General features: G+C 69.0%; 17 protein-coding genes. 8 read left to right on the forward strand and 9 right to left on the reverse strand.

The features are described 5' to 3' along the window. Positions 1-11: 11 nt before the first annotated feature. The gene (locus ABZ876_RS31730; RefSeq protein ID WP_361788418.1) at positions 12-1,460 is read left to right on the forward strand and encodes a hypothetical protein; all 1,449 of its coding nucleotides are present in this window, start codon (positions 12-14) and stop codon (positions 1,458-1,460) included. After that, positions 1,450-2,874: a hypothetical protein gene (locus tag ABZ876_RS31735; protein WP_361788420.1), complete on the forward strand. Its 1,425-nt coding sequence runs from the start codon at positions 1,450-1,452 to the stop codon at positions 2,872-2,874. The genes ABZ876_RS31730 and ABZ876_RS31735 overlap by 11 nt, the downstream gene beginning before the upstream one ends. Before the next feature lie 757 nt (positions 2,875-3,631). On the opposite strand, the gene ABZ876_RS31740 is transcribed toward ABZ876_RS31735, so the two are convergent. The 3 genes from ABZ876_RS31740 to ABZ876_RS31750 form a co-directional block, all read right to left on the reverse strand. Further along, the gene (locus ABZ876_RS31740; protein WP_361788469.1) at positions 3,632-4,033 is read right to left on the reverse strand and encodes a septal ring lytic transglycosylase RlpA family protein; all 402 of its coding nucleotides are present in this window, start codon (positions 4,031-4,033) and stop codon (positions 3,632-3,634) included. A gap of 158 nt (positions 4,034-4,191) precedes the next feature. Then, a complete protein-coding gene (locus tag ABZ876_RS31745; RefSeq protein WP_361788422.1) occupies positions 4,192-5,070 on the reverse strand; it encodes a glycoside hydrolase family protein in 879 nt (292 codons plus the stop codon). Positions 5,071-5,099: 29 nt separating this feature from the next. Then, positions 5,100-5,915 carry a thaumatin family protein gene (locus ABZ876_RS31750; protein WP_361788424.1) on the reverse strand — a complete coding sequence of 272 codons (816 nt, stop codon included), beginning with the start codon at positions 5,913-5,915 and terminating at the stop codon, positions 5,100-5,102. 155 nt (positions 5,916-6,070) lie between these two features. Between ABZ876_RS31750 and ABZ876_RS31755 the strand changes: the two genes are divergently transcribed. Continuing rightward, the gene (locus ABZ876_RS31755) at positions 6,071-6,760 is read left to right on the forward strand and encodes a transposase (protein ID WP_361788426.1); all 690 of its coding nucleotides are present in this window, start codon (positions 6,071-6,073) and stop codon (positions 6,758-6,760) included. Between the two features lie 253 nt (positions 6,761-7,013). On the opposite strand, the gene ABZ876_RS31760 is transcribed toward ABZ876_RS31755, so the two are convergent. The 6 genes from ABZ876_RS31760 to ABZ876_RS31785 all read right to left on the reverse strand — a co-directional run bounded on the left by ABZ876_RS31760 (position 7,014) and on the right by ABZ876_RS31785 (position 12,801). Continuing rightward, entirely contained in the window at positions 7,014-7,964 is a 951-nt protein-coding gene (locus ABZ876_RS31760) for an IS481 family transposase (RefSeq protein WP_361788428.1), read from the reverse strand. Between the two features lie 361 nt (positions 7,965-8,325). Beyond that, positions 8,326-9,081, reverse strand: a complete 756-nt coding sequence (locus tag ABZ876_RS31765; protein ID WP_361788430.1) for an alpha/beta fold hydrolase — start codon at positions 9,079-9,081, stop codon at positions 8,326-8,328. A gap of 110 nt (positions 9,082-9,191) precedes the next feature. Next, on the reverse strand, positions 9,192-10,394 hold the full coding sequence (locus ABZ876_RS31770; protein WP_361788432.1) for a cytochrome P450: 1,203 nt from the start codon (positions 10,392-10,394) through the stop codon (positions 9,192-9,194). A gap of 29 nt (positions 10,395-10,423) precedes the next feature. Next, positions 10,424-11,275, reverse strand: a complete 852-nt coding sequence (locus ABZ876_RS31775) for a phytanoyl-CoA dioxygenase family protein (RefSeq protein ID WP_361788434.1) — start codon at positions 11,273-11,275, stop codon at positions 10,424-10,426. A gap of 51 nt (positions 11,276-11,326) precedes the next feature. After that, entirely contained in the window at positions 11,327-12,556 is a 1,230-nt protein-coding gene (locus tag ABZ876_RS31780; protein WP_361788436.1) for a beta-ketoacyl-[acyl-carrier-protein] synthase family protein, read from the reverse strand. Then, positions 12,553-12,801: an acyl carrier protein gene (locus ABZ876_RS31785; protein ID WP_361788438.1), complete on the reverse strand. Its 249-nt coding sequence runs from the start codon at positions 12,799-12,801 to the stop codon at positions 12,553-12,555. The genes ABZ876_RS31780 and ABZ876_RS31785 overlap by 4 nt, the downstream gene beginning before the upstream one ends. 345 nt (positions 12,802-13,146) lie before the next feature. On the opposite strand from ABZ876_RS31785, the gene ABZ876_RS31790 reads away from it, so the two are divergent. The 5 genes from ABZ876_RS31790 to sbnB all read left to right on the forward strand — a co-directional run bounded on the left by ABZ876_RS31790 (position 13,147) and on the right by sbnB (position 21,164). Further along, positions 13,147-14,322, forward strand: coding sequence for a cytochrome P450 (locus tag ABZ876_RS31790; RefSeq protein ID WP_361788440.1), 1,176 nt, complete (start codon positions 13,147-13,149; stop codon positions 14,320-14,322). Positions 14,323-14,462: 140 nt separating this feature from the next. After that, positions 14,463-16,382 (forward strand): BTAD domain-containing putative transcriptional regulator, encoded by a 1,920-nt coding sequence (locus ABZ876_RS31795; RefSeq protein WP_361788442.1) that lies wholly within the window; start codon positions 14,463-14,465, stop codon positions 16,380-16,382. A gap of 252 nt (positions 16,383-16,634) precedes the next feature. Next, on the forward strand, positions 16,635-19,100 hold the full coding sequence (locus tag ABZ876_RS31800; protein WP_361788444.1) for a non-ribosomal peptide synthetase: 2,466 nt from the start codon (positions 16,635-16,637) through the stop codon (positions 19,098-19,100). Continuing rightward, positions 19,093-20,118, forward strand: a complete 1,026-nt coding sequence (locus tag ABZ876_RS31805) for a TauD/TfdA family dioxygenase (RefSeq protein ID WP_361788446.1) — start codon at positions 19,093-19,095, stop codon at positions 20,116-20,118. Before ABZ876_RS31800 ends, ABZ876_RS31805 begins: the two co-directional genes overlap by 8 nt. Further along, positions 20,115-21,164 carry a 2,3-diaminopropionate biosynthesis protein SbnB gene (sbnB, locus tag ABZ876_RS31810; protein ID WP_361788448.1) on the forward strand — a complete coding sequence of 350 codons (1,050 nt, stop codon included), beginning with the start codon at positions 20,115-20,117 and terminating at the stop codon, positions 21,162-21,164. Before ABZ876_RS31805 ends, sbnB begins: the two co-directional genes overlap by 4 nt. Positions 21,165-21,168: the final 4 nt, after the last annotated feature.

A 21,168-nucleotide genomic window follows, 5' to 3' on the forward strand; every position in this document is an offset into this window, starting at 1 on the left:
CGGGCCGCGCCGTGACAGCGGTGGACCGGGGCCGGGGCCGCGCGGGCAACGGCCCCTGGTGGGTGCGGGCGTGCGGGGTGCTGGGCGCGTCCGAGGTGGGCCGTGCCGCGGGGCTGTCGCCACAGTGTGCCGCCGACGCGGCGATGCTCGGCGGCGAACCGGGCGGCGCGCGACGGATTCCCGTGCGGATCGTGGTGGCTCGTACCGTGCCCGGCCTGGTCCCGGTGCTGACCGGGGTACGCATCGCCGATCCGCCGTTCGCCACGGACCTCCTTCCGGTCTCCGTCGTCCACTGCGCCGTCGACCGGCCCGAGCTGCGGTTGCCGCCCGGTCAGGCGGCGGCGCTCGACCGGCTCGCCCGCCTGCTGACGGCCCACCGGGCACAGCCGCCGCAGGCGGTGCTGCATGCCGCCCCGCGCACGGCGGCATGGCTCCGCGTCCGTGCGTCCCAGACGCCTGCCGGTCCCTTCTTCGGTACCGGTTGCGCGGGCACCGACGCGGTCGCGCGTGCCCTGCGCCGCTGCCATGACCTCACCGCCGCCGCTCCTTCGTCGCCGGCGCTGGACGCCGCGGTGGCGGCACTGCTCCGCGAACAGTCAGGGATCCGTGCGCGGATGCGCGCCGCCTGCTTGCCCTGGCCGGCGCCCGGGAGCGTGCTCCGGAGCGGTCCCGGGAGGCCCACACCCTCCGAGCCCGGGCGCGACGTCCCGCACCTGGAGGTCGTCGACCTTCCCGTCGCCTCTGCGGACCGGACCGGCCCCGAGAGCGGGCGGGCACTGCGCCGGGCGGCCTTGGAGCTGCTGCACGCCGCACACCTGGTCCTGGCCGTCGTTCCGGCGGCAGAGCTGGGCGGGGACGTGGCGCCCTCGCCGGCCGTCGCCGTGCTCGGCCGGCTGCTGGACCGTGTTCGGCGGGCACCCCACCCGCCGGCCGTGGTGCTCGTCGCGACGGTGGCGGGGCTGCGCGGACCCGGCGGCATGGCAGATCTGGAAAGCTGGCTGCGACACCGTGGCGGACGGACCCTCGGGCCTGCGGCCGCAGGGCTGCCCGTACGGGCGCTGGCCCTGTCCGAGGCCGGACGGGCGGTGCGGCTGCTGGACGGGCCGGCGCGACGGCCTGGGTACGCCGTGCGGCAGGCTGAGGCGGACTGCGCGGCCTCGGGGCTGACGGCGCTGTGCGACGGCGTACTGCGGCCGCTGATCGAGGAGGCACCCAGCCATGTCCCGGAGCTCACCGTGCGGCGGGTGCGGGCCGCGTGCCGCGACATCCGGCTCGACTGCCTCGATCTGACGGCCCGCCGGGGAGAACCGGTGGACACGGAAGCCGCGGCGGCCGGCATGGCCCAGGAGCGCGACGCACGCGAACTGTGGGACCGCCTCGAAGCCTTCGCCGTCTCCGCACTCGCGGAGCGAACCGTGCGACGGTCGGCCGCGGAAGGAGCTGGGCCGCGTGGAGACTGAACCCCTCGCCCTGGACGTGCTGTACCTGCTGTTGCTGGCGTCCGTCGTTCTCTGCGGGGTGCTGGGCCTCGCGCTGCGCCGCGCGTCGCGCCGCCGCGGTGTCGCGGCACCGGCAAACCCGTATCAGGGACTGCTCGCGACCGAGGCGGACCGGACCCGGAGGCAGCACGAAACGCAGCTCACCGGCATGCGTGCGGAACGGGACCAGGCCCTCGCGGCCAACCAGCACCTGCACTTCCAGCTCACCGAGCTGCGGGGCAGCATGGAGGCACGTATAGCGGCCGAGGTGGACGGACGGCTGGCGGCCGCCCTTGAGGCGAGGGTGGAAGCCGCTGTGGAAGCGCGGGTGGCCGCCGTGCTGGAGGCGCGGGTGGAGGCCGGTGTGGCGGCCCGGCTCGCCGAGGCCTCGGCGAAGGCTCTGGGTCGGTTCGCGCCCCGTGGCAGCGACCAGGTGCAGGAACCGCCGGGTGCGCCACCGCAGTCGCCGGCCGTACCGCACCAACTGCCCCTCGGCCGCGACTGTGCGGCCGACAGCACCGTCGACGGTGCCGATCTGGGTCCCCTGATCGTGCGGGCCGCCTCCGTGCGGGGGCCCCGGCAGCGCGAGGACGGTGAACACCGGCGGGACGCCGTCATGTTGGGGCTGGTGGCGGAGATTCCCACCCCGACCCTGCTCAGCGTGGTGGCGGCCGGAGCGCCGCGTGGCCTGTGGTCGCAGTCGGCCGCGCAGCGGACCTGCCGCAGCCTGGCCGCGCAAGTGGGTCGCTACGGCGAGCGTCTCGGCGGCGTGCTCGATCGCGGCGGCGATCCGGATCCGCGCACCGCCACGCTGCCGACCGGGTACGCCGCGGCGCGGGACGAGGCCGAAGACGGTGAGCTGGCCGGTCTGCTGCGCGCCGCCGTGCGGGGTGTCGGGCGCTCCGTCGGTTTCGTGGCACGCAGCGAGGGGGGTGCCACGAACATCGGTGCCGACGCCGCCGTGCCGGAGACCGGCGCCGAGGCCGAGGTCGGGTTCATGGCACTGCTGTCCGAGCTCGGTGATCGGCAGCGGCGTCGGCACGTGGCGTTCGGTATCGGCGACACTCGCGTCCTTCGGCTGAGGAACGGCGTGTGGGAGACGGTCTTCGCCGGAGTACGCGAGGCACGGCTTCCCACCGGCGCGGGCGAGTTGCGCTGGGCACGGTTCGAGACACGCCCGAACGATCTCGTGGCCGTGTGCACCGCTCCGGTGACGGAGCTGCTGCTCCGTGACGATCTCGGCGAGTGGTTCGCGCAGCGGTGGGCGCGCGGCCGTCCACATCTGACGGAGTTCTTCTCCGACGTCAACGTCCGGGTGAGGTGTTCGGGCGGGGACCGGTCGGTGGTCTGCCTCTGGGACTTCGGCGAAGCCCGCCGCACCCCGGAGCCTGCCTGAGCCGCCGTTTTCCGTGGAGATCTGTGCTGGGTCGGCGCGGGCGATCGTGACGCGACACGCTGCACTGTCCGTGCTGGTTCCGTGCCGGCTTCAAGGCCGCATATGTTCCAACATCGCGGGTCCTAGCCCCGATCGGATGAGTTGTCGTACCACTCGATGGTGGTGCCGATGAGGCCGGCGGCGACGCGGGGGAGGCTGGCGGGGGTTGGGGGAGCGGATGATGCTTCGGATGCCATGTGCGCCACTTCCTCGTGTGCGGTGGGGACGGGTACGTGCCGGCACACGGTAGGAAGGTGCAGGTCAGGGGCACATGCGGTGGGCCACCATGGTTCGAGGGTCGACTATGCGCGTGGCCACCATGCCGACTCAGGGAAGAGCGGTTCAGGGGCTCGCAAGTGATCGAAACCAGCACCGCAGAAGCACTCTCCAGGTGAAGAAGCGTATCGGGTCTTACCCGCATGTCCGTACCGAAGGCAGTGGTCGCGGGGTGGTTTCCCAGGCCGACGGGGTGCCCTGGCCGGTGAAGCAGAGTCCCTCGTCACCGGTCTGGAGCCGGACGAAGAGGTGGCTCCCGGGAGTGGTGTGGTGCGCGTCGCGGCGGTGGATGACGGGGGCCGCGGGAGCGGCCGCCCCGGCGGGGGTGGCGAGAGAGACAAGGCCGAAGCCGGCCGCGAGTGTGGCCAGTCCGACTACCGTCTTCTGCCTGATGGTGATCAGGAAGCTCTCCTTCTGGTGGCAGTGGATCGAGAGCCCGGGATCAGTTCAGGACCTGCTGCTGGACCACGATGTGGCCGGCGTCGGGGTTGAGGCTGCCGCCGAGGCGGCCGAAGGCACCGTCGGTCAGGTCGAGGCACTTCGGTTCCTGCGGCGTCTGCTGGAAGGTGCCGCGGTCGTTGACGCGCACGACGAGGGACTTGCCGTTCGCTACGTTGGTCACCTTCACGCGGGTCCCGAACGGCAGTTGCTGATTGCGTGTCAGTGAGGTCGCCGCGGTGTTCTTGTCGTTGTCGAAGATCTCGCCGCTGGCCGTGAGGGCTCCGGGGGGTATGGGACCGTAGTGCGTCGCCCAGCAGGTCCCGGCCTGCGGGACCCTGGGCGCGGCCGAACTCGCCGGGGAGAGCCCCAGTACGGCGGTCAGTGCGACGGCCCCTGCGGCCAGTGGGACGTAGAGCTTTCACTTGCTCATGCTCGTTCCTCATTTCGTGTAGCTTCGTTTCACGGCGTGGTGGATCAGTGAAGGGGGCGTTGTGCTCCTTGTCCGTGGCGGCATGCGTGCGCCCGGCCCGGCTGTTGCCGGATAAGGGGTGGGGCTGTTTCTCAGCCGGCCGCGCGATAGGCGGCGCTCACCTCGTTGGCCGTCGCACCGTTGTAGAGTCCGGTGCCGTCACCGCGGCTGGTAGAGAGGGTGAAGCATGCATACCGTTCGACGAACGGCAGCCCCTGCAGCATGGCGGTCGACTGCTTCACGAACGCGGCCTGCTGTGCGTGTGTCGGATACCTCGGGGTGGCGGTGGAGAAGTCGATCAGTGCGTACTCGGTGAGCCAGATCGGCTTCTTGTAGCGGTTGTAGGTGGCCTGGAGGTAGTTCCGCAGCTGGGCTGTCGCATGCGTGGCGTCGAAGTCCCCGCCGTACCAGTGCAGGGGAATGAAGTCGACCTTGTAGTGACGGCCGGCGGCGCCCTTCATGAAGCGGTCGAGCCAGCCGTCGGCGCCGGTGGCGACGGCGGGCGCTCCGAGCCTCATGCCGGTGGACTGCAGCCGGGGCCACAGATCGAGCGCCTGCGGCACAGTCATGTCGGCCTGCCCCGGCATATCGGGTTCGTTGAACCCGAGCAGGGTCTTACCCTGCTGTTCGGCCTGACCGAGTTCCGCATCGGTCACCGAGCCTTTGCCCCAGATCATGGGCACGAATTCGACCCCGGACGGCGGTGCGATCTGCTGCTTGCCCGAGGACCAGGTGTAGAACCAACCGGCTTTCGAGTCGGCCAGCGCGTTGGTGACGCCGGTGAAGTTCCAGGCGCTGACGCCCTTCTTGTTCACCGTGGCGGAGGACGCGTTCACCGCGCCGGTGGGCGTGCCCGCATGATTGCCGAACGCGAGCAGGGTCAGAGCCGCCAGAATCACGGCGAGACCACGTAAGTTGGGTGTTTTTCGCATGGCTTCTTCCTTTTCATCCGGCCGCTCGTCAAGCCGCATTCACGGCAGGGGGGCCGGGTGGTCTGCGGTCACGAGGCGCGGTGGAAGGTCACGAGGAAGCCGCTGCACTTGCTGCACTGCTGCATCACCTTGTTGCCCGGCTCCTGGTCTTGCCGGGACCACCCATAGGCTTTCGGGCAATGGGAGGCGATCATGTCGCTGTAGGCCGTCTTGGCGTCCCGGTTGGGGTTGGTGCACAGCATCGGCTTGCCGTCCGCCCAGCGCGTCAGATTGCCCGCGGGACAGTTCGGCAGCAGGTTGTTCGCGCAGCCCACCGTGTCGCACCCGCCACCGCCGGGGCTCACGTTCCGGGGGGCGATCGTGATCGGCATCGAGAACGCGTTCACGTAGCTCACGTCGTACCAGGGAGCGACAGCGTCCTTGGAGTCAAAGTTGAACTCGGCGAGGCTGACGGGCTGTTCTCCGGTGCCCTTGCCGCAATGGTCGGCGAACTTGCCGCAGTCCCCGACCGCACAGTGGAAGTTGCTGCCTGGTGTCCCGGTACATCCCATGCGCGCGAAGAACTTTCCGCGCCAGTGGCCGGGCGCCGTCGTCTCGGGAATGGTCACCGTCGCCGACTGGCCCGGCTCCGGGATCGGCAGCTTGTCGAAGTTCTTCGACTCGTCGGCGTTGACAGCGCTACCGATCCAGATCTTCCTGCCGGTGCTGTTGACGAACGTGACCGTGTGGTCGACCGCAGCCGGTGCGACGGAGCGTGCAGCAACCGCACCCGCGCCCGTACTCGGTGTGGCCGCCAACAGCGCTGCTGCGATCGCGGCGACCAGGCCGGTCAGGAGGGTTGTCAGGGAAACTCGCAGGGGGATTTGCAGAGGTGTTCTGCGCATGATTCCTCGCCGGCTGACTGTGAGGATGGCGGTGGCACCGTCCGAGGGGTCTGACCCTCCGACTGACCGACGCATGCTGTCCTGTTGCCTTCGCCGCCGCAACAGCCGTCCTCACCGGCCGGGCCAGCGGGACGCCCAAAGCCCGCGACGGCATCGTGGAAGCCGTCCGCACCCTGCGGGTGGTCCGTCGCTCCGCCGTCAAGGCCCGGACGCAGATCATCAACCAGATTCGCACCCTCATCATCACCGCGCCCGGCGAGGTCCGCGAGCAGTTGCGCGCCCTGGCCCCAGCCGAATTGATCAAGCACCTGGCCCGCTCCCGTCCCGGCACGCGGACCAGCGACCCTGCCTGCGCGGTCAAGGTCGCCCTGCGGCGCCTGGCCCGCCGCCACCAATACCTCACAGCAGAGATCAACGAGGCCGACGCCGAGCTGGCGGCACTGATGACCCAAGCAGCACCTGAGCTGGTTGCATTACCCGGCGTGGGCATCGAGACCGCAGCTCAGCTTCTGATCACCGCGGGCGACAACCCCGAGCGTCTGGCGTCGGAGACATCCTTCGCCCATCTGTGCGCAGTAGCCCCCGTCCCGGCCAGCTCCGGCCGCACCAACAGGCACCGTCTCAATCGCGGTGGCGACCGCCGGGCCAACCACGCACTCCACATGATCGCCCTAGTCCGCATGCGCTACGACCAGCGCACCCAGGCATACGTCGCCCGTCGCACCGCCGAAGGCATGTCCAAGAAGGACATCCTGCGCTGCCTCAAACGCTTCATCGCCCGCGAGGTCTACAAGCACCTCACCCGCCAACACACCCCATCGAAGCCGCTCATCCAGGCCACTTGACGGTCTATAGGAGCTTCATCAACGAGCGGGTTCTGAAGGGCGCGAGAAGGCGACCGCGGCAAGGCGGAGGGGGAGGCCGGTTGTGTGCCGGCATCCTGGGGCCAAGGGCGTCGCCTGCCGGCCAGGCACCACGGTGGGTGCGACAGCGTGCTATGCGGCGTGGTGGTGGCGGACCGCCGCCACCGGCGCGATCAGCAGGTCAGCTTGTCTCCGGGGGCGACATTCAGGGTCTTGTGCCACTGACGTTGATCGATTACGCCCGGGTCGTGGTCTTCTGTTTGAGGCGTTCGTAGGGTGTCTGGCCGCCTTGGGGGCGATGGTAGTTGTAGTAGTCCTCCCACTCGCGCAGCTTGTCGTTGAAGACCTCGGCGTCGTCGATGATGACGCCGTCGAGGAGCTGGTAGAACTCCTCGGCGTCAATGCGGTGGGAGCGTTCGACCTTGCCGTTCAGCCGCGGGGTGCGGGGCTTGATGTAGGTGTGGGCGATGCCCTTGTCGAGCACGTGCCAGTGGAAGGCGGACTGGAACTCGGCGCCGTTGTCGGTCTGGATGACCTCGACCTGGAACGGCAGACGTTGCAGCACGTAGTCCAGGCACTGTATGGCGGTTTTCTGGTTCAGCTGCGGATAGATCCGCAGGACACGCAGGCGAGTGCAGTCGTCGATCGCGGTGAACTGGAAGTACTTGTTGCGGCCGCCGCGCCGTCCCTGGGGTATCGAGGCGAGCGGTTCGATGAACTTCACGTCGATCTGAACGCGGTGGCCGGGCAGTTGCTTCTCGTACCGCTTCCATCGGCGGTCGTGGCGCTTGTAGCGCTGGGAGGCCGGCAGGCGGCCCATGTCGAGGCGGTTGAGGATGCGCCAGACGCCGGACTTGCTGATGGTGACGTCGTGGTACCGCTTGAGGTACATGGCGATCTTCTCGGGCCCGAAGTGGTAGTTCTGCCGCAGGTAGATGATCTTCCCGACCACCTCCACATGAGTCGCGTTCGGAGAGTTCTTCGGCGCCTTGGAGCGGGTGCGCAGACCCTCGACGCCCTCGGCCTGGTAGCGGCGGTACCACGTGTAGTACGCCTGCCGGCTGATTCCGAAGTACCGGCAGGACATCGCGACGTTCCCGCTGACCTCTTCGACGTGGCGTATGACGGCCAGGCGCCGCTTGGCCTCACGGTCAAGCGGCGGAGTGGTGGGCGTGGACTTTGGCATGTGGATCTCCGTAGTGATCGGAGACCCAGGTGTCAACGATGATCGTCAGTTTTAGAGGGTGATTTGACGGTGCGGTGCTGACTACGCTCCGTTGAACTCGGACTTCTCAGGTAGATCGACTCAGGGTCCTGGCTTGGCGGGTGAGGGGGAGCCTGACCTCGCCGCCTTTGCAGGCGCAGGCACGGACAGGCAAGGGCGCTGCGGCTAACGATGCTCGCCGAGGCGGACTGTCGCAACCGCGCCCCGTACCGATGCCCTGGACACAGTTTGCGAAGGCAGCCATGTGCAGCCAGGTCCGCAGGCATGCAGGCAGGCCCTCCCCTCCTGCGAGCCGGTCGACTGCGGGCACACACGGAACGTGTCAGTGGGTCCCGCCGTGTGACGGCGTGACGGGTGGTGTCTCCGCCAGGACAGTGCTGACCACTCGTTCCGCGGCTGGAACCAGGTAGAAGTGATCTCCGTCGAAAACCGTGAGCGAAAAGGAACCTGACGTCGTTGTACGCCACTGGTTAACTTCCTCGGGGGTGACCCGGGGGTCCTGGGCGCCGGTGAGAGCGTGGACATCGGTGCGCAACAAGGGTGTGTCGGCGTGCCGCCCGTAGCTGTCGATGAGGTGATAGTCGTTGCGCACGATGGGCAGGAACAGCTCGCGCAGTTCCGGGTCGTCGAAGAAACCCGCGTGGGTACCACCCAAGGACATCACTGCCTCGACCACCTCGTCGTCCGTCCGGAGGGCTGTGCGGGAGGCACTCCCGGGGCCCCGGCCGGACACGCACAGGCGAGTGATGTGAGGCGCACCCGCCCGCTCGAGGCGAATGAGCACCTCGTACGCGACGGCGGCGCCCATGCTGTGTCCGAAGAGCACAGTGGGCAGCGGCGGCAGGGCCGACAGAGCTTCGGAGACGGCCGACGCCAGCGGGTCCATGGCTGGGATCAGGGGTTCGGCCCAACGGTTCTCGCGACCGGGATACTGAACGGCCAGGACCTCCACCGTCGGGTCGACATGCTTGCTCCAGCTGCGGTAGAAGTTCGCGGTGCCGCCCGCGTGCGGGAAACAGACCAGGCGGCGACGGGGACGGCCAGGCGGAGTATGGCGGACCAGGTAAGGCGATTGCATGTGAGGGGTCCGTTTCTCTGGACACGGCTGGCCGTACTGAATGGGGGAAGTGATTCCTTGATTCCAGCGAAGTTCCGTCGCTGGTTTCATGCCGGACATCGTGGCACCTGTTAGGACGCGGTCATGCGTACGGGCAGCCGTTCAGGGCCGTTGACAACGATAGAGCTCAAGAGCGTCGGCGCCCCCTCGAGGGTCACGTCGATCGAGCGGCTGAGGAGTTCCCTGTACAGGAGCCGCATTTCCACGCGTGCTAACACGTTGCCGACGCAGAAGTGCGCGCCGAAGCCGAGGGCCAGATGCCGGTTCGGATGCCGCCGGACGTCGAAACGATCCGGGGCGTGGAAGACCGACTCGTCGCGATTGGCCGAGGGCAGCCAGAAAGTGACGCGATCGCCGGCGGCGATCCGCCGGCCACTGATTTCCACCGCTCTTGTCGCGGTGCGCATGATGTGGGTGGCCGTCGATGTCCAGCGCAGTACCTCCTCCACGGCTGTCGGCAGCAGGTCGGGGCTGTCCGAGACGATCCGCCACTGGTCGGGGTGGCGCAGAAACGCGAGCATGCCGCCGGCTGTCGCGATACGCGTGTTCTCCGTGCCGCCGACGAGGAGGTTGTCACAGTTCAGGATCACATCGTCAGGCGACAGACGCTCACCGTCCACACTGGCCGTCGCCAGCACGCTGACCAGGTCATCGCCCGGGTTCTTCGCCTTGTCCGCCTGGAGCGCCTCGAAGTAGCCGAGGATGTCCAGGTGTGCGAGGCGGCGGGTGAGCGGGTCACCGGCGCCGAACGCGTCGCTGGTGAGCGTGAACAGTTTCTCCCAGTCGGCGTTGGGAATGCCCATCATCTTGCAGATCACATACAGGGGCACACGGGCGGCGACATCCGTCACGAAGTCACACGTCCCCTGCTCCAGCGCGTCGTCCACCACGCGACGGACGACGCTCTGGACGTCCTGCTCCATGGCCCGGGCCGACCGCACGGAGAACCATTCGTCGATCAGCCCGCGCAGCCGACGGTGCCGTGGCGGGTCGGTCAATGCGAGGGTGCGGCCGCCGCCGGGATCGGTGCCGTGACTCTCGGGACGCAGCAGGATGCCCTGTGCGGAACTGAAGGTGGCCGCGTCACGGTAGGCCGCGCGGATGTCCTCGTACCGGGACAGGACCCAGAAGCCCGGGTACTCCGTGGGTTCGTGCCAGTACACCGGTTCTTGGGTGCGTAGCCAGCGCCATTGGACGAAGGGGTCGCCCTTCGCGTACAGCTCGGGATCCACCAGGTTGATCAGCGGTGGCAGTTCGGCGGGCTGGGGCGGCATGCGGGTTTCTCGCACTTCTGCTCGGTGACTCAGCGGGAGGAGGAGGCGGGGTCGGGGAGTACCTGGAGGTCCAGACGCTCGTCCGCGCGTGACTCGACGGGAGTGGCGTCGCGTGAGACCAGGAATGTGGGGCGAGTGGGGCGCGTCGGGGCGTTGGTGACCGCGTTGTACGTGATAAGGAGCAGCGCACGGCGGTCCGATGACACGTTGTTCGACGACGAGTGGACGATGCTGGGGTGAAAGACCTGGATGGAGCCCTGCGTGCCGAGAAACAGTTTCCGCCCGTTCTGCTTGGCGAGGGTCCGGGCCCGGTCGGCGTTCACGGTGTACGCGAGGTCGGCGGAGACATGACTGCGCCAGTCGGAATCCTCGTCGCCCGCACGGTCCTCCGGCAGGTCTAGCAGGCCCAGACGGTGCGATCCAGGAATGGCCATGAGCGGCCCATTGCCTGCGTGGACGTCGTCCAGGGAGATGGCGATGTTCACGGCGTCCGGATGCGGCATGCCGTCCTCCTCGTGCCAGAACGCGAAGTCCTGGTGCCACGGCCAGGCCGCTCCTTCGTGCGCCTGCTTCAGATTGACCTTGAACTGGTAGACGTACACGGGTCCGCCGACGAGATGCTCGGCGAGCTCGACGAGGTATGGATGGCGTACGAGCGCCGCGCACACCTCGTCGAAGGCATGACAGCCGTGGACGGCCCGGACTGTTCCGCTGTCCTTCTCGTGCACCACCTCCGGCCTGCGCTCGCGGCTGATGGCGAGGGTGCGCTCCCGGAGCAGTGCCACGGCGGCGTCGCTGAAGCGGTAGGGCGGCTCACACCAACCCTCCCGTTCGTACGCGGATTTCAGGCCGACGTGTGGGGTGACGCCGATACCGGCCATGACAGAACCTCCTGTGAAGAGTGGAAACGGGAAGAGCCGGGGCTGCGGAGGTCAGGCGGCCGTCAGGACGAGTGCCGCATTCTGGCCACCGAAGCCGAAGGACGTGCTGAGCGCGGCCTCCGCGACCACGTCCCGGGGCTTCTCCATGACTAGGTCGAGTTCGCCGGCCGTATCGTCCACCCGGTCAAGGTTCGCGATGACCGGCACCCGCTGGTGCGTCAGCGCCAGGAGCGTGAAGGCAGCCTCCAGGGCTGCCGACGCGCCCAGGGCATGTCCCATCAGGCTCTTGGTTGCGGTCACCGGCGGAGCGTGCGTGAAGACCCGTCCGAGCATGGCCGCCTCCGCCGCGTCGCCGATGACGGTCGCAGTGCCGTGGGCGTTGATGTGCCCGATGTCGGCCGCCGTCATGCCCGCGTCGGCGAGGGCCGAGCGCGTGGCCAGCTCGGTGCCCCGTCCTTCGGGATCGGGCGTGGTGAAGTGGTGGCCGTCGGCGGAGGCCCCGAAGCCGGCGATGTGGCCGTGAACGCGGGCGCTACGAGCCTGCGCGTCGTCGGCCCGTTCCAGCACGAAAATGCCCGCGCCCTCGCCCAGCACGAAACCGTCCCGGTCGGAGTCGAAGGGACGAGAGGCCTCGGCCGGAGCCGAGACACGGGTCGACAGCGCCCCCATGCGGCTGAAGCCGACGCTGGTGACACGGGCCCGGGCCGACTCGGCGCCGCCGACCACCGCGATGTCACAGCTGCCGGAGAGCAGCAGATCACGGCCCAGGCCGATGGCCGTGGCACCGGAGGCACAGGCCGTGCTCACACTCAGACTGGGGCCGAACGCCCGCAGGTCGCTGCTGATCTCCCCCGCCGTCAGGTTGGTGAGGCAGCGCGGTATGAACAGCGGCGAGACACGGTCGTGTCGTTCGGCGGCGAAGTTCTTGAACTGCTTGTCGAAGTGGCGGGTACTCGTGCCGCCGGTCCCCAGGACGACGGCGACCCGGGAACCCTCCCACGAGGCGGGGTCGAGACCAGCATCGGCGACGGCCTCCCGGGCAGCGACAAGCGCCATCTGTGCGTACGGTTCGAGCCGCCACGCCAGCCTGCGTCCCAGCAGGTCGTCTGCGTCGAAGCCCGGCACGGCACAGCAGAAGTCGACGGGCAGCCCCTGCAGCAGACCGTCCGTGGCAGCCCTCGAGACGCCCGCGAGAAGCCCGGACCAGGTGGCCTCGATGCCGATGCCCAACGGGGAGACCAGGCCGAGGCCGGTCACCGCCACAGCGGGACGGGCGCTCACGACGAGGCCTCAACGTCGCCGTTCATCGCGGCAGCCACGAGAGTCACCGCTTCGCCGATGGTGCTGTCCGGCGTCAGCTCCAGGGGCGGAACGCCATACTCTTCGTCCAGGACCACCGAGAACTCGACCAGAGCCAGCGAGTCGATCTTGAGCTCGACGAAGGTCACGTCAGGGGTGATGAGCGACTTGTCTATGCCCAGCGTATCCGAGAGCCGCTGGGCTACCTCGTCGTGAAGATCGGACATCGGACGTCCTTTCAGGAATGACCAGAGAGGTGCGCGCCATCGATTTTCGGAGCGGTGATTGGCGCTAATCCACCGTGCACTGCGGGCAAGCCGCCGCAGATGTGGTAAATAGCGGGCGCGGACTGTTCACGGCGTGTGCGGCGGGCGCAGGTGACCGAAGATTAAGCACGACCGTGTGCCGAGCCGTCCACCATCGTCTACGTGACGAATCGGGACCCTAGGACAGGATCTCCGTCATGGCAAGCTCCAATCCCCCCGGCCTCACGGCGATATATGAGTGAAAACGAAGCGATAAACCGCATGAGCATGGTGGACGGCGGCACATTATGACGGGGAGATATGCCGATGCAGAAATTGCGAGCCGCACGCAAGGAGCCGGACGTACCAGAGGGATTGCCGATCGGCCCGCTGCCGATCCCCTGTGATCCCAATGACACGACACCCATCCGCTGGGTGCGGATGCCGAACGGCGCCGGCTGCTGGGCCGTGTCGGACTACCGGCTTGCCCGTCAGGTCCTCGCCGATCCGCGTTTCAGCCGCGCGGCCACCCTGGCGGCGGACGTGCCCAGGCTCACCAGCATCGACCCGGCACCCGACTCCATCATCAGTCTGGACGGCACGGCACACGCGAGGCTGCGCAGGATCGTGGCCGGGGCCTTCACGGAGCGCCGTATCGCCGCACTACGACCGATGGTCGAGGGCCGCGTGGGTGAACTCCTGGACGAGCTCGCGGCCGGGGAACAGCCAGCCGACCTGGTTGCCGGACTCGCCGCGCCGCTGCCGCTCAGTGTTCTCTGCCACATGCTCGGCATCCCGGTCGCCGACCACGAGAGCTTCCGCGAGTGGGTACCGGTCCTCTTCGACCTGGAAGGCGCGGGCCCCGACAGCCGGGCCCGCGCCTTCCGCCTCACCCACTACATGACGAAGCTCATCGGGCAGAAGCGGCGTGAGCCGGGCGACGATCTCATCAGCGCGCTGATCCGGGCCGCCGACTCCGAGGGGAAGTTGACGAACCGTGAGCTGGTCACCCTGTCGCTGTCGCTGCTGATGGCCGGCTACGACTCCACCGCCGACCAGATCACGCTCGCGTTTCTGACCCTTCTGCACGACCCGGCGCGCGCGGACGCCCTGCGTGCCGACCCGAGCCTCGTCCCCGCCGAGGTGGAAGAGTTGCTGCAGACCAATCCCTCGGCCCCCCTCAGCTTCAGTCGCGCGGTCACCGAACCCGTACAGGTGGCAGACGTGACCATCCGTCCGGGGCAGCCGGTCCTGGTCTTCCTCATGGGTGCCAACCGCCTGCTGCGCAAGTCCGAGGGCACGACGGCCGGAGCCCATCTCGCGTTCGGGCATGGTGTGCACCGCTGCCTCGGCGCACCGTTGGCTCGGCTCCAACTGACCACGGTGATCCGTTTGACGCTGAACCGTCTTCCCCACCTCGCGCTGGCCGAGGACGTCGACAGCCTGCACTGGAAACCCGCAGCGGCGACCCGGGGCCTCACCGCGCTCCGTGTGCGGTACTGAGCACCGTGGTCACCGCACGCTGACCACGCGCGGCGGCAGGGCACCCATAGTGCCGGACCAGGCTGTGAGACGTATGCCTATAGTGAACGTGAGTTCTACTCGCTACGGGGAAAATAGGCGAGATGAGGGGGAAATCTGGCATGTCCTCTTGTGTTGATGACCACGCAGAAGAGGCTGACCGTCATGACATCGCGATAAAGGCTTTGGGTACGCTGCTGGCAACCGTCGACGGTCACCCAGTGGCGATTTCCGGTCCGCGGCAGCGCACCATCTTCGCGATGCTCGTCCTTGCCAGGGGCAGAGTTGTGTCCGTGGACAGCCTGGTCGACGCGGTGTGGGGGGTCAGACCGCCCACCACGGCTCGCACACAGGTGGCCATCTGTATCGGGGCTTTGCGCAAGGCGTTCCGCGCGGCCCACGCCAAGGAACCGGTTATCCTGACCACCCATCCGGGATATCAGCTCCTGACCGACTTCTGCTCATTGGATGTCGGCGACTTCGCCGCCATGACGGCCGACGCCGCCGACAGCGCCCGGCAGGGGCGCCTCGAAGACGCCGTCGGCCTGTACCGCAAGGCACTGGGCCTGTGGACGGGGTCGGCCTACTGCGGTGTCTCCGGGCAGATCGTGGAGGACGAGGCCACCCGTCTTGAGGCCGAACGCCTCGGCGTCTACGAGGCGTTGTTCGACGCGGAACTCTCACTCGGTCACCACAACGAGGTGCTGCCCGAACTGTCCGCGATCGCTGATGACCACCCCCTGCACGAGAAGCTGAGGCACAGTCTGATGCTGGCCCAGTACCGCTGCGGTCGCAGGGCGGAGGCGGCCGAGGGCTTCCGCATCTGGCGCCGACGGTTCGTCGACGAGATCGGTATCGAGCCCAGCGCATCGATCCACGAACTGCACAACGCCATCCTTCGGGACGCTCCCGAACTCGCCCTGCGCGCAGAGGCGGCACCCCGTCCCAATCGCCGCGCCATTCCGGCGGAACTGCCCGCTGACGTCCCGGACCTCATCGGACGAAGGGCGGAACTTACCGCCCTGGATGCGTTGCTGGACAACATGCCGGGTCGGCCGTCGGCGCGGACGGGCGTGGTCGCCGGCACCGCCGGGGTGGGCAAGACAAGCCTCGTGGTGCACTGGGCGAGTCGAGCTTGGGATTACTTCCCCGACGGTTTGCTCTACGCCGACCTCTCCCAGTACGAGTGGAGCCACGAAGCGGCCACGGTCCACTCCCTGCTGCACCGCTTCCTGCGCGTGCTCGGGATTTCCGCGGAAAGTGTGCCCGAACGGCTCGACGAATGCACCTCGTCCTACCGCAGTCTGCTCGCCGAGCGTCGCGCGCTTGTGGTTCTCGACAACGCGCGGTCGCTGGCGCACATCCAGCCGTTCCTGCCGGGTTGCGGCGACTCACGGCTTCTCGTGACCACCGACGGGCGCCAGGACCCGATGGCCGTCGGCCGTGGCACGGTCCACGTCGACCTGGACGCTCTGCCGTTACCCGAGGCCGCGGACCTGGTGACGAAGCTGGTCGGCGAGCGCAGAGCCCTGGACGACCCGTCGGCCGTGCGTGAGTTGTGCCGGCTGTGCGGCGGGCTGCCGCTCGCGCTGCGCGCGGCCGCAGGGCGTCTCATCGCCAAACCCCACTGGTCCGTACGGCATTTCGTGTATCGCCTCACCGATGACAACCGGCGGCTGCGAGAACTCGGTGCCGGTGGCCTGGAACTGCGGGACGGGTTCGAGCGCGGCTACCACGCGCTCACCGGCACCACGGCGCGCATGTGCCACATGCTGGGGCTCCTCGACGCAGGGCACTTCACCGCCTACGCGGGTGCTGCCCTGCTCGCCATCGGCCCGGACGAAGCCGAAGAAGCCATAGAGCAGCTCGTCGACAGGCATCTCGTGAGGGTGGTCGGCGTGGGCCCCGGAGGGGTGCTGCGGTACGCCTTCCATGAGCTGGTGCGTCTGTTGGCCCGGGAGAAAGCGCTCGCAGAGGAGACCGAGGCGGAGCGGTACGCCGCTCTCGCGCGCGTGTGCGGCCCACAGCTGGCCGCCTGCTGATGAGCGAGGGAGCGCGTGGACGGACTCCGATCGATAGTCCTCTGATAAGCCGCCCGCCTAACGTCCACAGTGTCAACTGAAGGGGCCGGCGGGGCCCCGGTCATGGAGCGCACGAAAGGTTTGGGTGTGGAGACTGGTCCGCCTGGAGCGTTCTGGCAACGTGTGCTCACGAGCAGTGGGTACACGCCTCTGCCCCGGTGGCCGGAGGACCGGACGCAACCCGCCGGAGCTGTCGGGCGTCGCGTGCCGCCCATGGCCCCGGGCGCGCCGGCGGCGATGCACTTCGCCGTCCCGCCGATGACCGCGCACATGCTCCAGCACATGTGTCAGCGGTCCGCGGTGGCACTGGACACAGCTGTCCTCGCCGCGTTCGTCAAGGTGCTGGCGCAGGTTACCGGCGACCAGGCCGTGACCTGCGGATATTACCCGTCCGCCGGTAACGGTCCGGCGCGCTGCCCGGTCTCGGTCACCGACGGCACATGGTCCCGCCTCCTCAGCGACGTGACTCGTGCCGAGTCGGAGCTGGTCCGGCACCTGCCGGGCTACGCGGAAGCACTGCGGACTCTCGCGGCAGCCGATCCCGACCCCCAAGGCCCCCTCTTCGACGCGCTCTTCGTCGCGGGGCGTCCGCCCTGCGACACCGATCTTCCGGCGGACACCGTCCTCGCAGCGGGCCTGTCCCGGGACGGCGACTCGCTGACGCTCGTGCTCCGCCATCGTCCGCAGGCCATGGGCGGCGACCAGGCGGGACGCTTCGCCGCGTACCTGCTCGCCGCGCTGCGCGCCCTCACTGAGGGACCGGAGGCATGGCACCATGAGTGGAGCCCTGTGCCGGACGACGAAGTCAAGTACCAGGTCAACGAGTTGGCGGGTGCCGTTCGGGAACGGCCCGACCGGCGCGTCCACGAACTCTTCGAGCAGCAGGTGCGGCTCCGCCCCGACGACGTCGCCGCCGTGCACAACGCCACGGCGTGGACGTACGCGGAACTCAACCAACGCGCCAACCAGCTCGCGCACAGCCTGCTCGAGGCCGGACTAGGTGCCGAGGACGTGGTCGGCGTGGTCATGGAGCGCGATCTGGAGTGGCTCGCGTCCGTGCTCGCCGTCTTCAAGGCCGGCGGCGTCTACCTTCCGGTGGAGCCGCAGTTCCCCGCCCACCGCGTCGCGGACATGCTGCGACGGTCCAGCTGCCGGCACGTCCTTACGCGCCGCGGGGCTTCCCGCACCCTGCACACCGCCGTGGCCCAACTACCCGGCGTCCGCACCGACCACGTCGAAGACCTGCTCGCCGCTCCCGACCGGGTGACCGACCCGAAGGTGTCCGTCGCGGCCCACCAGAGTGCGTACCTGTACTTCACCTCCGGCTCCACCGGCACGCCCAAGGGCGCTGTGTGCGAGCACGCGGGATTCCTCAACCACCTCCTCGCCAAAATCGAGGACCTCGGTGTCATGGAGGGCACCGTCGTGGCGCAGACCGCGCCCCAGTGCTTCGACATCTCCCTGTGGCAGCTTGTCGCGGCGCTCGCCGTGGGCGGTCGTACCGTCATCGTGGACCAGGCCGCTGTCCAGGACGTGGCGCTGCTTGTCGATACCCTCGACACAGAGCGCGTGGAGGTCCTCCAGGTGGTGCCGTCGTACCTGGAGACGATGCTGGCCCAACTCGACCGTACCCAGCGTCGGCTGCCCCATCTGCGCTGTGTGTCGGCGACCGGCGAGGCCCTGAAGAAGGAGCTGGTCGAGCGATGGTTCGCCACCTGTCCCGAGGTCGCCCTTGTCAACGCCTACGGCCTGACCGAGACGTCGGACGACACCAACCACGAGGTGATGTGGCGCGTACCGGACGAGGCCTCGGTGCCCCTGGGCAGACCCATCGCCAACGTGCGGGTGTATGTGCTCGACGCGGCGCTGCGACCCGTCCCGCTTGGCTCCCCGGGTGAGATCGCCTTCTCCGGTGTGTGCGTGGGCCGCGGCTACGTCAACGACGAGGAGCGCACCCGTGCCGCATTCATGCCCGATCCGCTCGTACCGGGGGAGCGGATGTACCGCTCCGGGGACTTCGGCCGCTGGCTGCCCGACGGGCGCCTGGAGTTCCTTGGACGCCGGGATGCGCAGGTGAAGATTCGGGGCTTCCGGATCGAGATCGGCGAGATAGAGAACGCGTTGCTGAAGGTACCCGGCGTACGCGACAGCGCCGTAACCGTGGTCGGCACCGGAGAGCGCCGGCAACTCGCAGCCTTCTGCACGGGCGCGGAGCATTCCGCCGAGAGGCTTGCGGCGGCCCTGAGCGAGATCCTCCCCGGCTACATGATGCCGCACCGCTTCCACCACCTATCCGAGCTTCCGCTGACCGGCAATGGCAAGACCGACCGCAAGGCGCTGGCCCGGATCGCCGAGGAGACGGACGCCCGCGACGGCCGGTCGGCGGCGCACGAACCCGGCGGTGAGGATCCGTCCACCGACACCGAGCGCAGGCTGGCCGAACTCTGGGCCGACGCGCTGAAGGTGCCGGCCGCGAGCATCCGCCGCACCTCGGACTTCTATGCCCTGGGCGGCACCTCGTTGTCCCTCATCCGCCTGGCCATCGACCTCGACCATGCTGTCTCGCCCCGGGAACTGCGGCAGGCCCCGCTGCTGGCGGACCTGGCGGCGCTCCTCGACGCCAAGGCCGCGGCCGTCACCACCGAATCTCCGCAGAGGGCGGGTGGCACCGATGACTGACCTCACCACGGCCTCGATGTCAGGGGACCTTCCCGACGGTTGCCGCCTCGTCCTGCAGCCGGGGCACCCCCCGGTCCTCCAACTTGCGCACGGAGAGTTGCCGGCTCCCGCCGTACGGCAGTCGCTCACCCGTCACGGCGCGGTTCTCCTGCGTGGACTCGGCCTCGGGGTGCCGACGGACCTGGCGCAGGTGGCACATGCCCTCGGGGTGACACCGATGGCGGAGCGGGAGGGCTTCGCGGCCCGCGACGATGTCGGCCAGGGCGTGTACTCGGCGTCGCGATGGCCTGCCGAAGAGCCGATGTGTATGCACCACGAACTGAGTTACGCAGACGAGGTGCCAGGCACCGCGCTCTTCGGCTGTCTGCGGGCGCCGGAGAAGGGGGGCGCCACCGCCCTGGCCGATGCCCGGCACGTCCTCGGCGCCCTCCCGGCGGATCTGGTGGCCCCGTTCGAGCGGCACGGCTGGCTGCTCGCCCGGCACTACGGCGAAGTCGGGCTGAGCTGGGCCGAGGCCTTCGGCACCGACGATCCCGAGGCGGTGTCCGCGTACTGCCGCGACCATGCCGTGGAGCACTGCTGGCTGCCGGACGGATCGCTGCGCACGGTGCAGCGCCGGGCGGCGGTCGTCCGCCATCCGGTCCTCGGGGAACGCCTGTGGTTCAACCAGGTCGCGTTCCTCAACGAGTTCACCATGGACCCGGCGGTCCGGGAGTACCTCGTCTCCCTGTACGGCCCCGACGCGTTGCCCTTCACCACCTTCTACGGTGACGGGACACCCGTGCCCGAGCAGGTGGTCGCGGCCGTCAACGACGCGTACGCCGCGGTCGCGGTCAGCGAACCGTGGCAGGCGGGCGACGTACTCGTCGTGGACAACCTGCGGACGGCCCACAGCCGCGAGGCGTACCGCGGCGAACGCGACATCGTCGCCCTCTTCGGCGATCCGGTGCGCCTTCCCGGGCACGTCCGGCCCGGTGCGACCGACCGCCCCCTTCGGGACATCCAGGAGCCTTCATGACCGAGTCCAGCCCCGAGCAGGGTGCCGCACCGTCGTTCGCCGTCATCCCCGGCGCGCAGGTGCAGCACGTCCTCGACGGCCGCCACCGCGAGGTGGTCGAACTGATAGAGACTGCCTACCGGCTGCACGGCGAGGGACAGACCGTCAACCCGCCGTCGTACTTCCTGCGCTTCCCGGACCGGCCGTCCGCCCGGATCATCGCGCTGCCCGCGTCCGTGGGCGGGGACGTCCGCACCGACGGCCTGAAGTGGATCTCCAGCTTCCCGGAGAACGTCGGCCGCAGCATCCCGCGGGCGTCGGCGGTCCTCATCCTCAACGACCACGACACGGGATACCCGCTCGCCTGCCTGGAAAGCTCGATCATCAGTGCCGCGCGCACCGCTGCCTCGGCGACGCTCGCCGCGGAGCGCATCGCGGACGCGCGGGGTGTCCGCCCGACCCGGATCGGCTTCTTCGGAACAGGCCTCATCGCCCGGTACGTCCACGGTTTCCTGGCCGGCACGGGCTGGACGTTCGACGAGATCGGCGTGTACGACCTCGCGGTGGAGCACGCCGCCGGGTTCGAGGAGTACCTGCACCGCTTCGGTGAGCGCGGCCCGGTCACCCGCCACCAGGACGCCGAGGCCCTGATCCGCTCCTCGGACTTGGTGGTCTTCGCGACGGTGGCCGGTACCCCGCACATCACGGACCCGGCCTGGTTCGACCACGACCCGCTCGTGCTCCACCTGTCCCTGCGGGACCTGGCGCCCGAGGTGGTCCTGGCGGCCACCAACATCGTCGACGACGTCGACCACTGCCTCAAGGCGGCCACCTCGCTGCACCTGGCCGAACAGTTCACGGGGCACCGCAACTTCGTAGCCGGCACGCTCTACGACGTCCTGACCGGCACCCTGCGCCCGCAGACCGGACGGCCCGTGGTGTTCTCGCCGTTCGGCCTGGGCGTGCTGGACCTGGCGCTCGGCAGGCACGTCTACGACACGATCGTGGCGTCGGACGAACTGCGGGTCGTGGACGGCTTCTTCCACGACATGCGACGTTACGGCTGAGACG

The organism is Streptomyces sp. NPDC046931 (genome assembly GCF_040644655.1).
Lineage (GTDB): Bacteria > Actinomycetota > Actinomycetes > Streptomycetales > Streptomycetaceae > Streptomyces.

Excerpts from the sequence above, each read along its gene's own strand:
- ABZ876_RS31745 (WP_361788422.1), bottom strand. The coding sequence starts at position 5,070 with ATGCGGCTTGACGAGCGGCCGGATGAAAAGGAAGAAGCCATGCGAAAA.
- ABZ876_RS31750 (WP_361788424.1), bottom strand. The coding sequence starts at position 5,915 with ATGCGCAGAACACCTCTGCAAATCCCCCTGCGAGTTTCCCTGACAACC.
- ABZ876_RS31760 (WP_361788428.1), bottom strand. The coding sequence starts at position 7,964 with ATGCCAAAGTCCACGCCCACCACTCCGCCGCTTGACCGTGAGGCCAAG.
- ABZ876_RS31765 (WP_361788430.1), bottom strand. The coding sequence starts at position 9,081 with ATGCAATCGCCTTACCTGGTCCGCCATACTCCGCCTGGCCGTCCCCGT.
- ABZ876_RS31770 (WP_361788432.1), bottom strand. The coding sequence starts at position 10,394 with ATGCCGCCCCAGCCCGCCGAACTGCCACCGCTGATCAACCTGGTGGAT.
- ABZ876_RS31775 (WP_361788434.1), bottom strand. The coding sequence starts at position 11,275 with ATGGCCGGTATCGGCGTCACCCCACACGTCGGCCTGAAATCCGCGTAC.
- ABZ876_RS31785 (WP_361788438.1), bottom strand. The coding sequence starts at position 12,801 with ATGTCCGATCTTCACGACGAGGTAGCCCAGCGGCTCTCGGATACGCTG.
- ABZ876_RS31790 (WP_361788440.1), top strand. The coding sequence starts at position 13,147 with ATGCAGAAATTGCGAGCCGCACGCAAGGAGCCGGACGTACCAGAGGGA.
- ABZ876_RS31795 (WP_361788442.1), top strand. The coding sequence starts at position 14,463 with ATGTCCTCTTGTGTTGATGACCACGCAGAAGAGGCTGACCGTCATGAC.
- ABZ876_RS31800 (WP_361788444.1), top strand. The coding sequence starts at position 16,635 with ATGGCCCCGGGCGCGCCGGCGGCGATGCACTTCGCCGTCCCGCCGATG.
- ABZ876_RS31805 (WP_361788446.1), top strand. The coding sequence starts at position 19,093 with ATGACTGACCTCACCACGGCCTCGATGTCAGGGGACCTTCCCGACGGT.
- sbnB (WP_361788448.1), top strand. The coding sequence starts at position 20,115 with ATGACCGAGTCCAGCCCCGAGCAGGGTGCCGCACCGTCGTTCGCCGTC.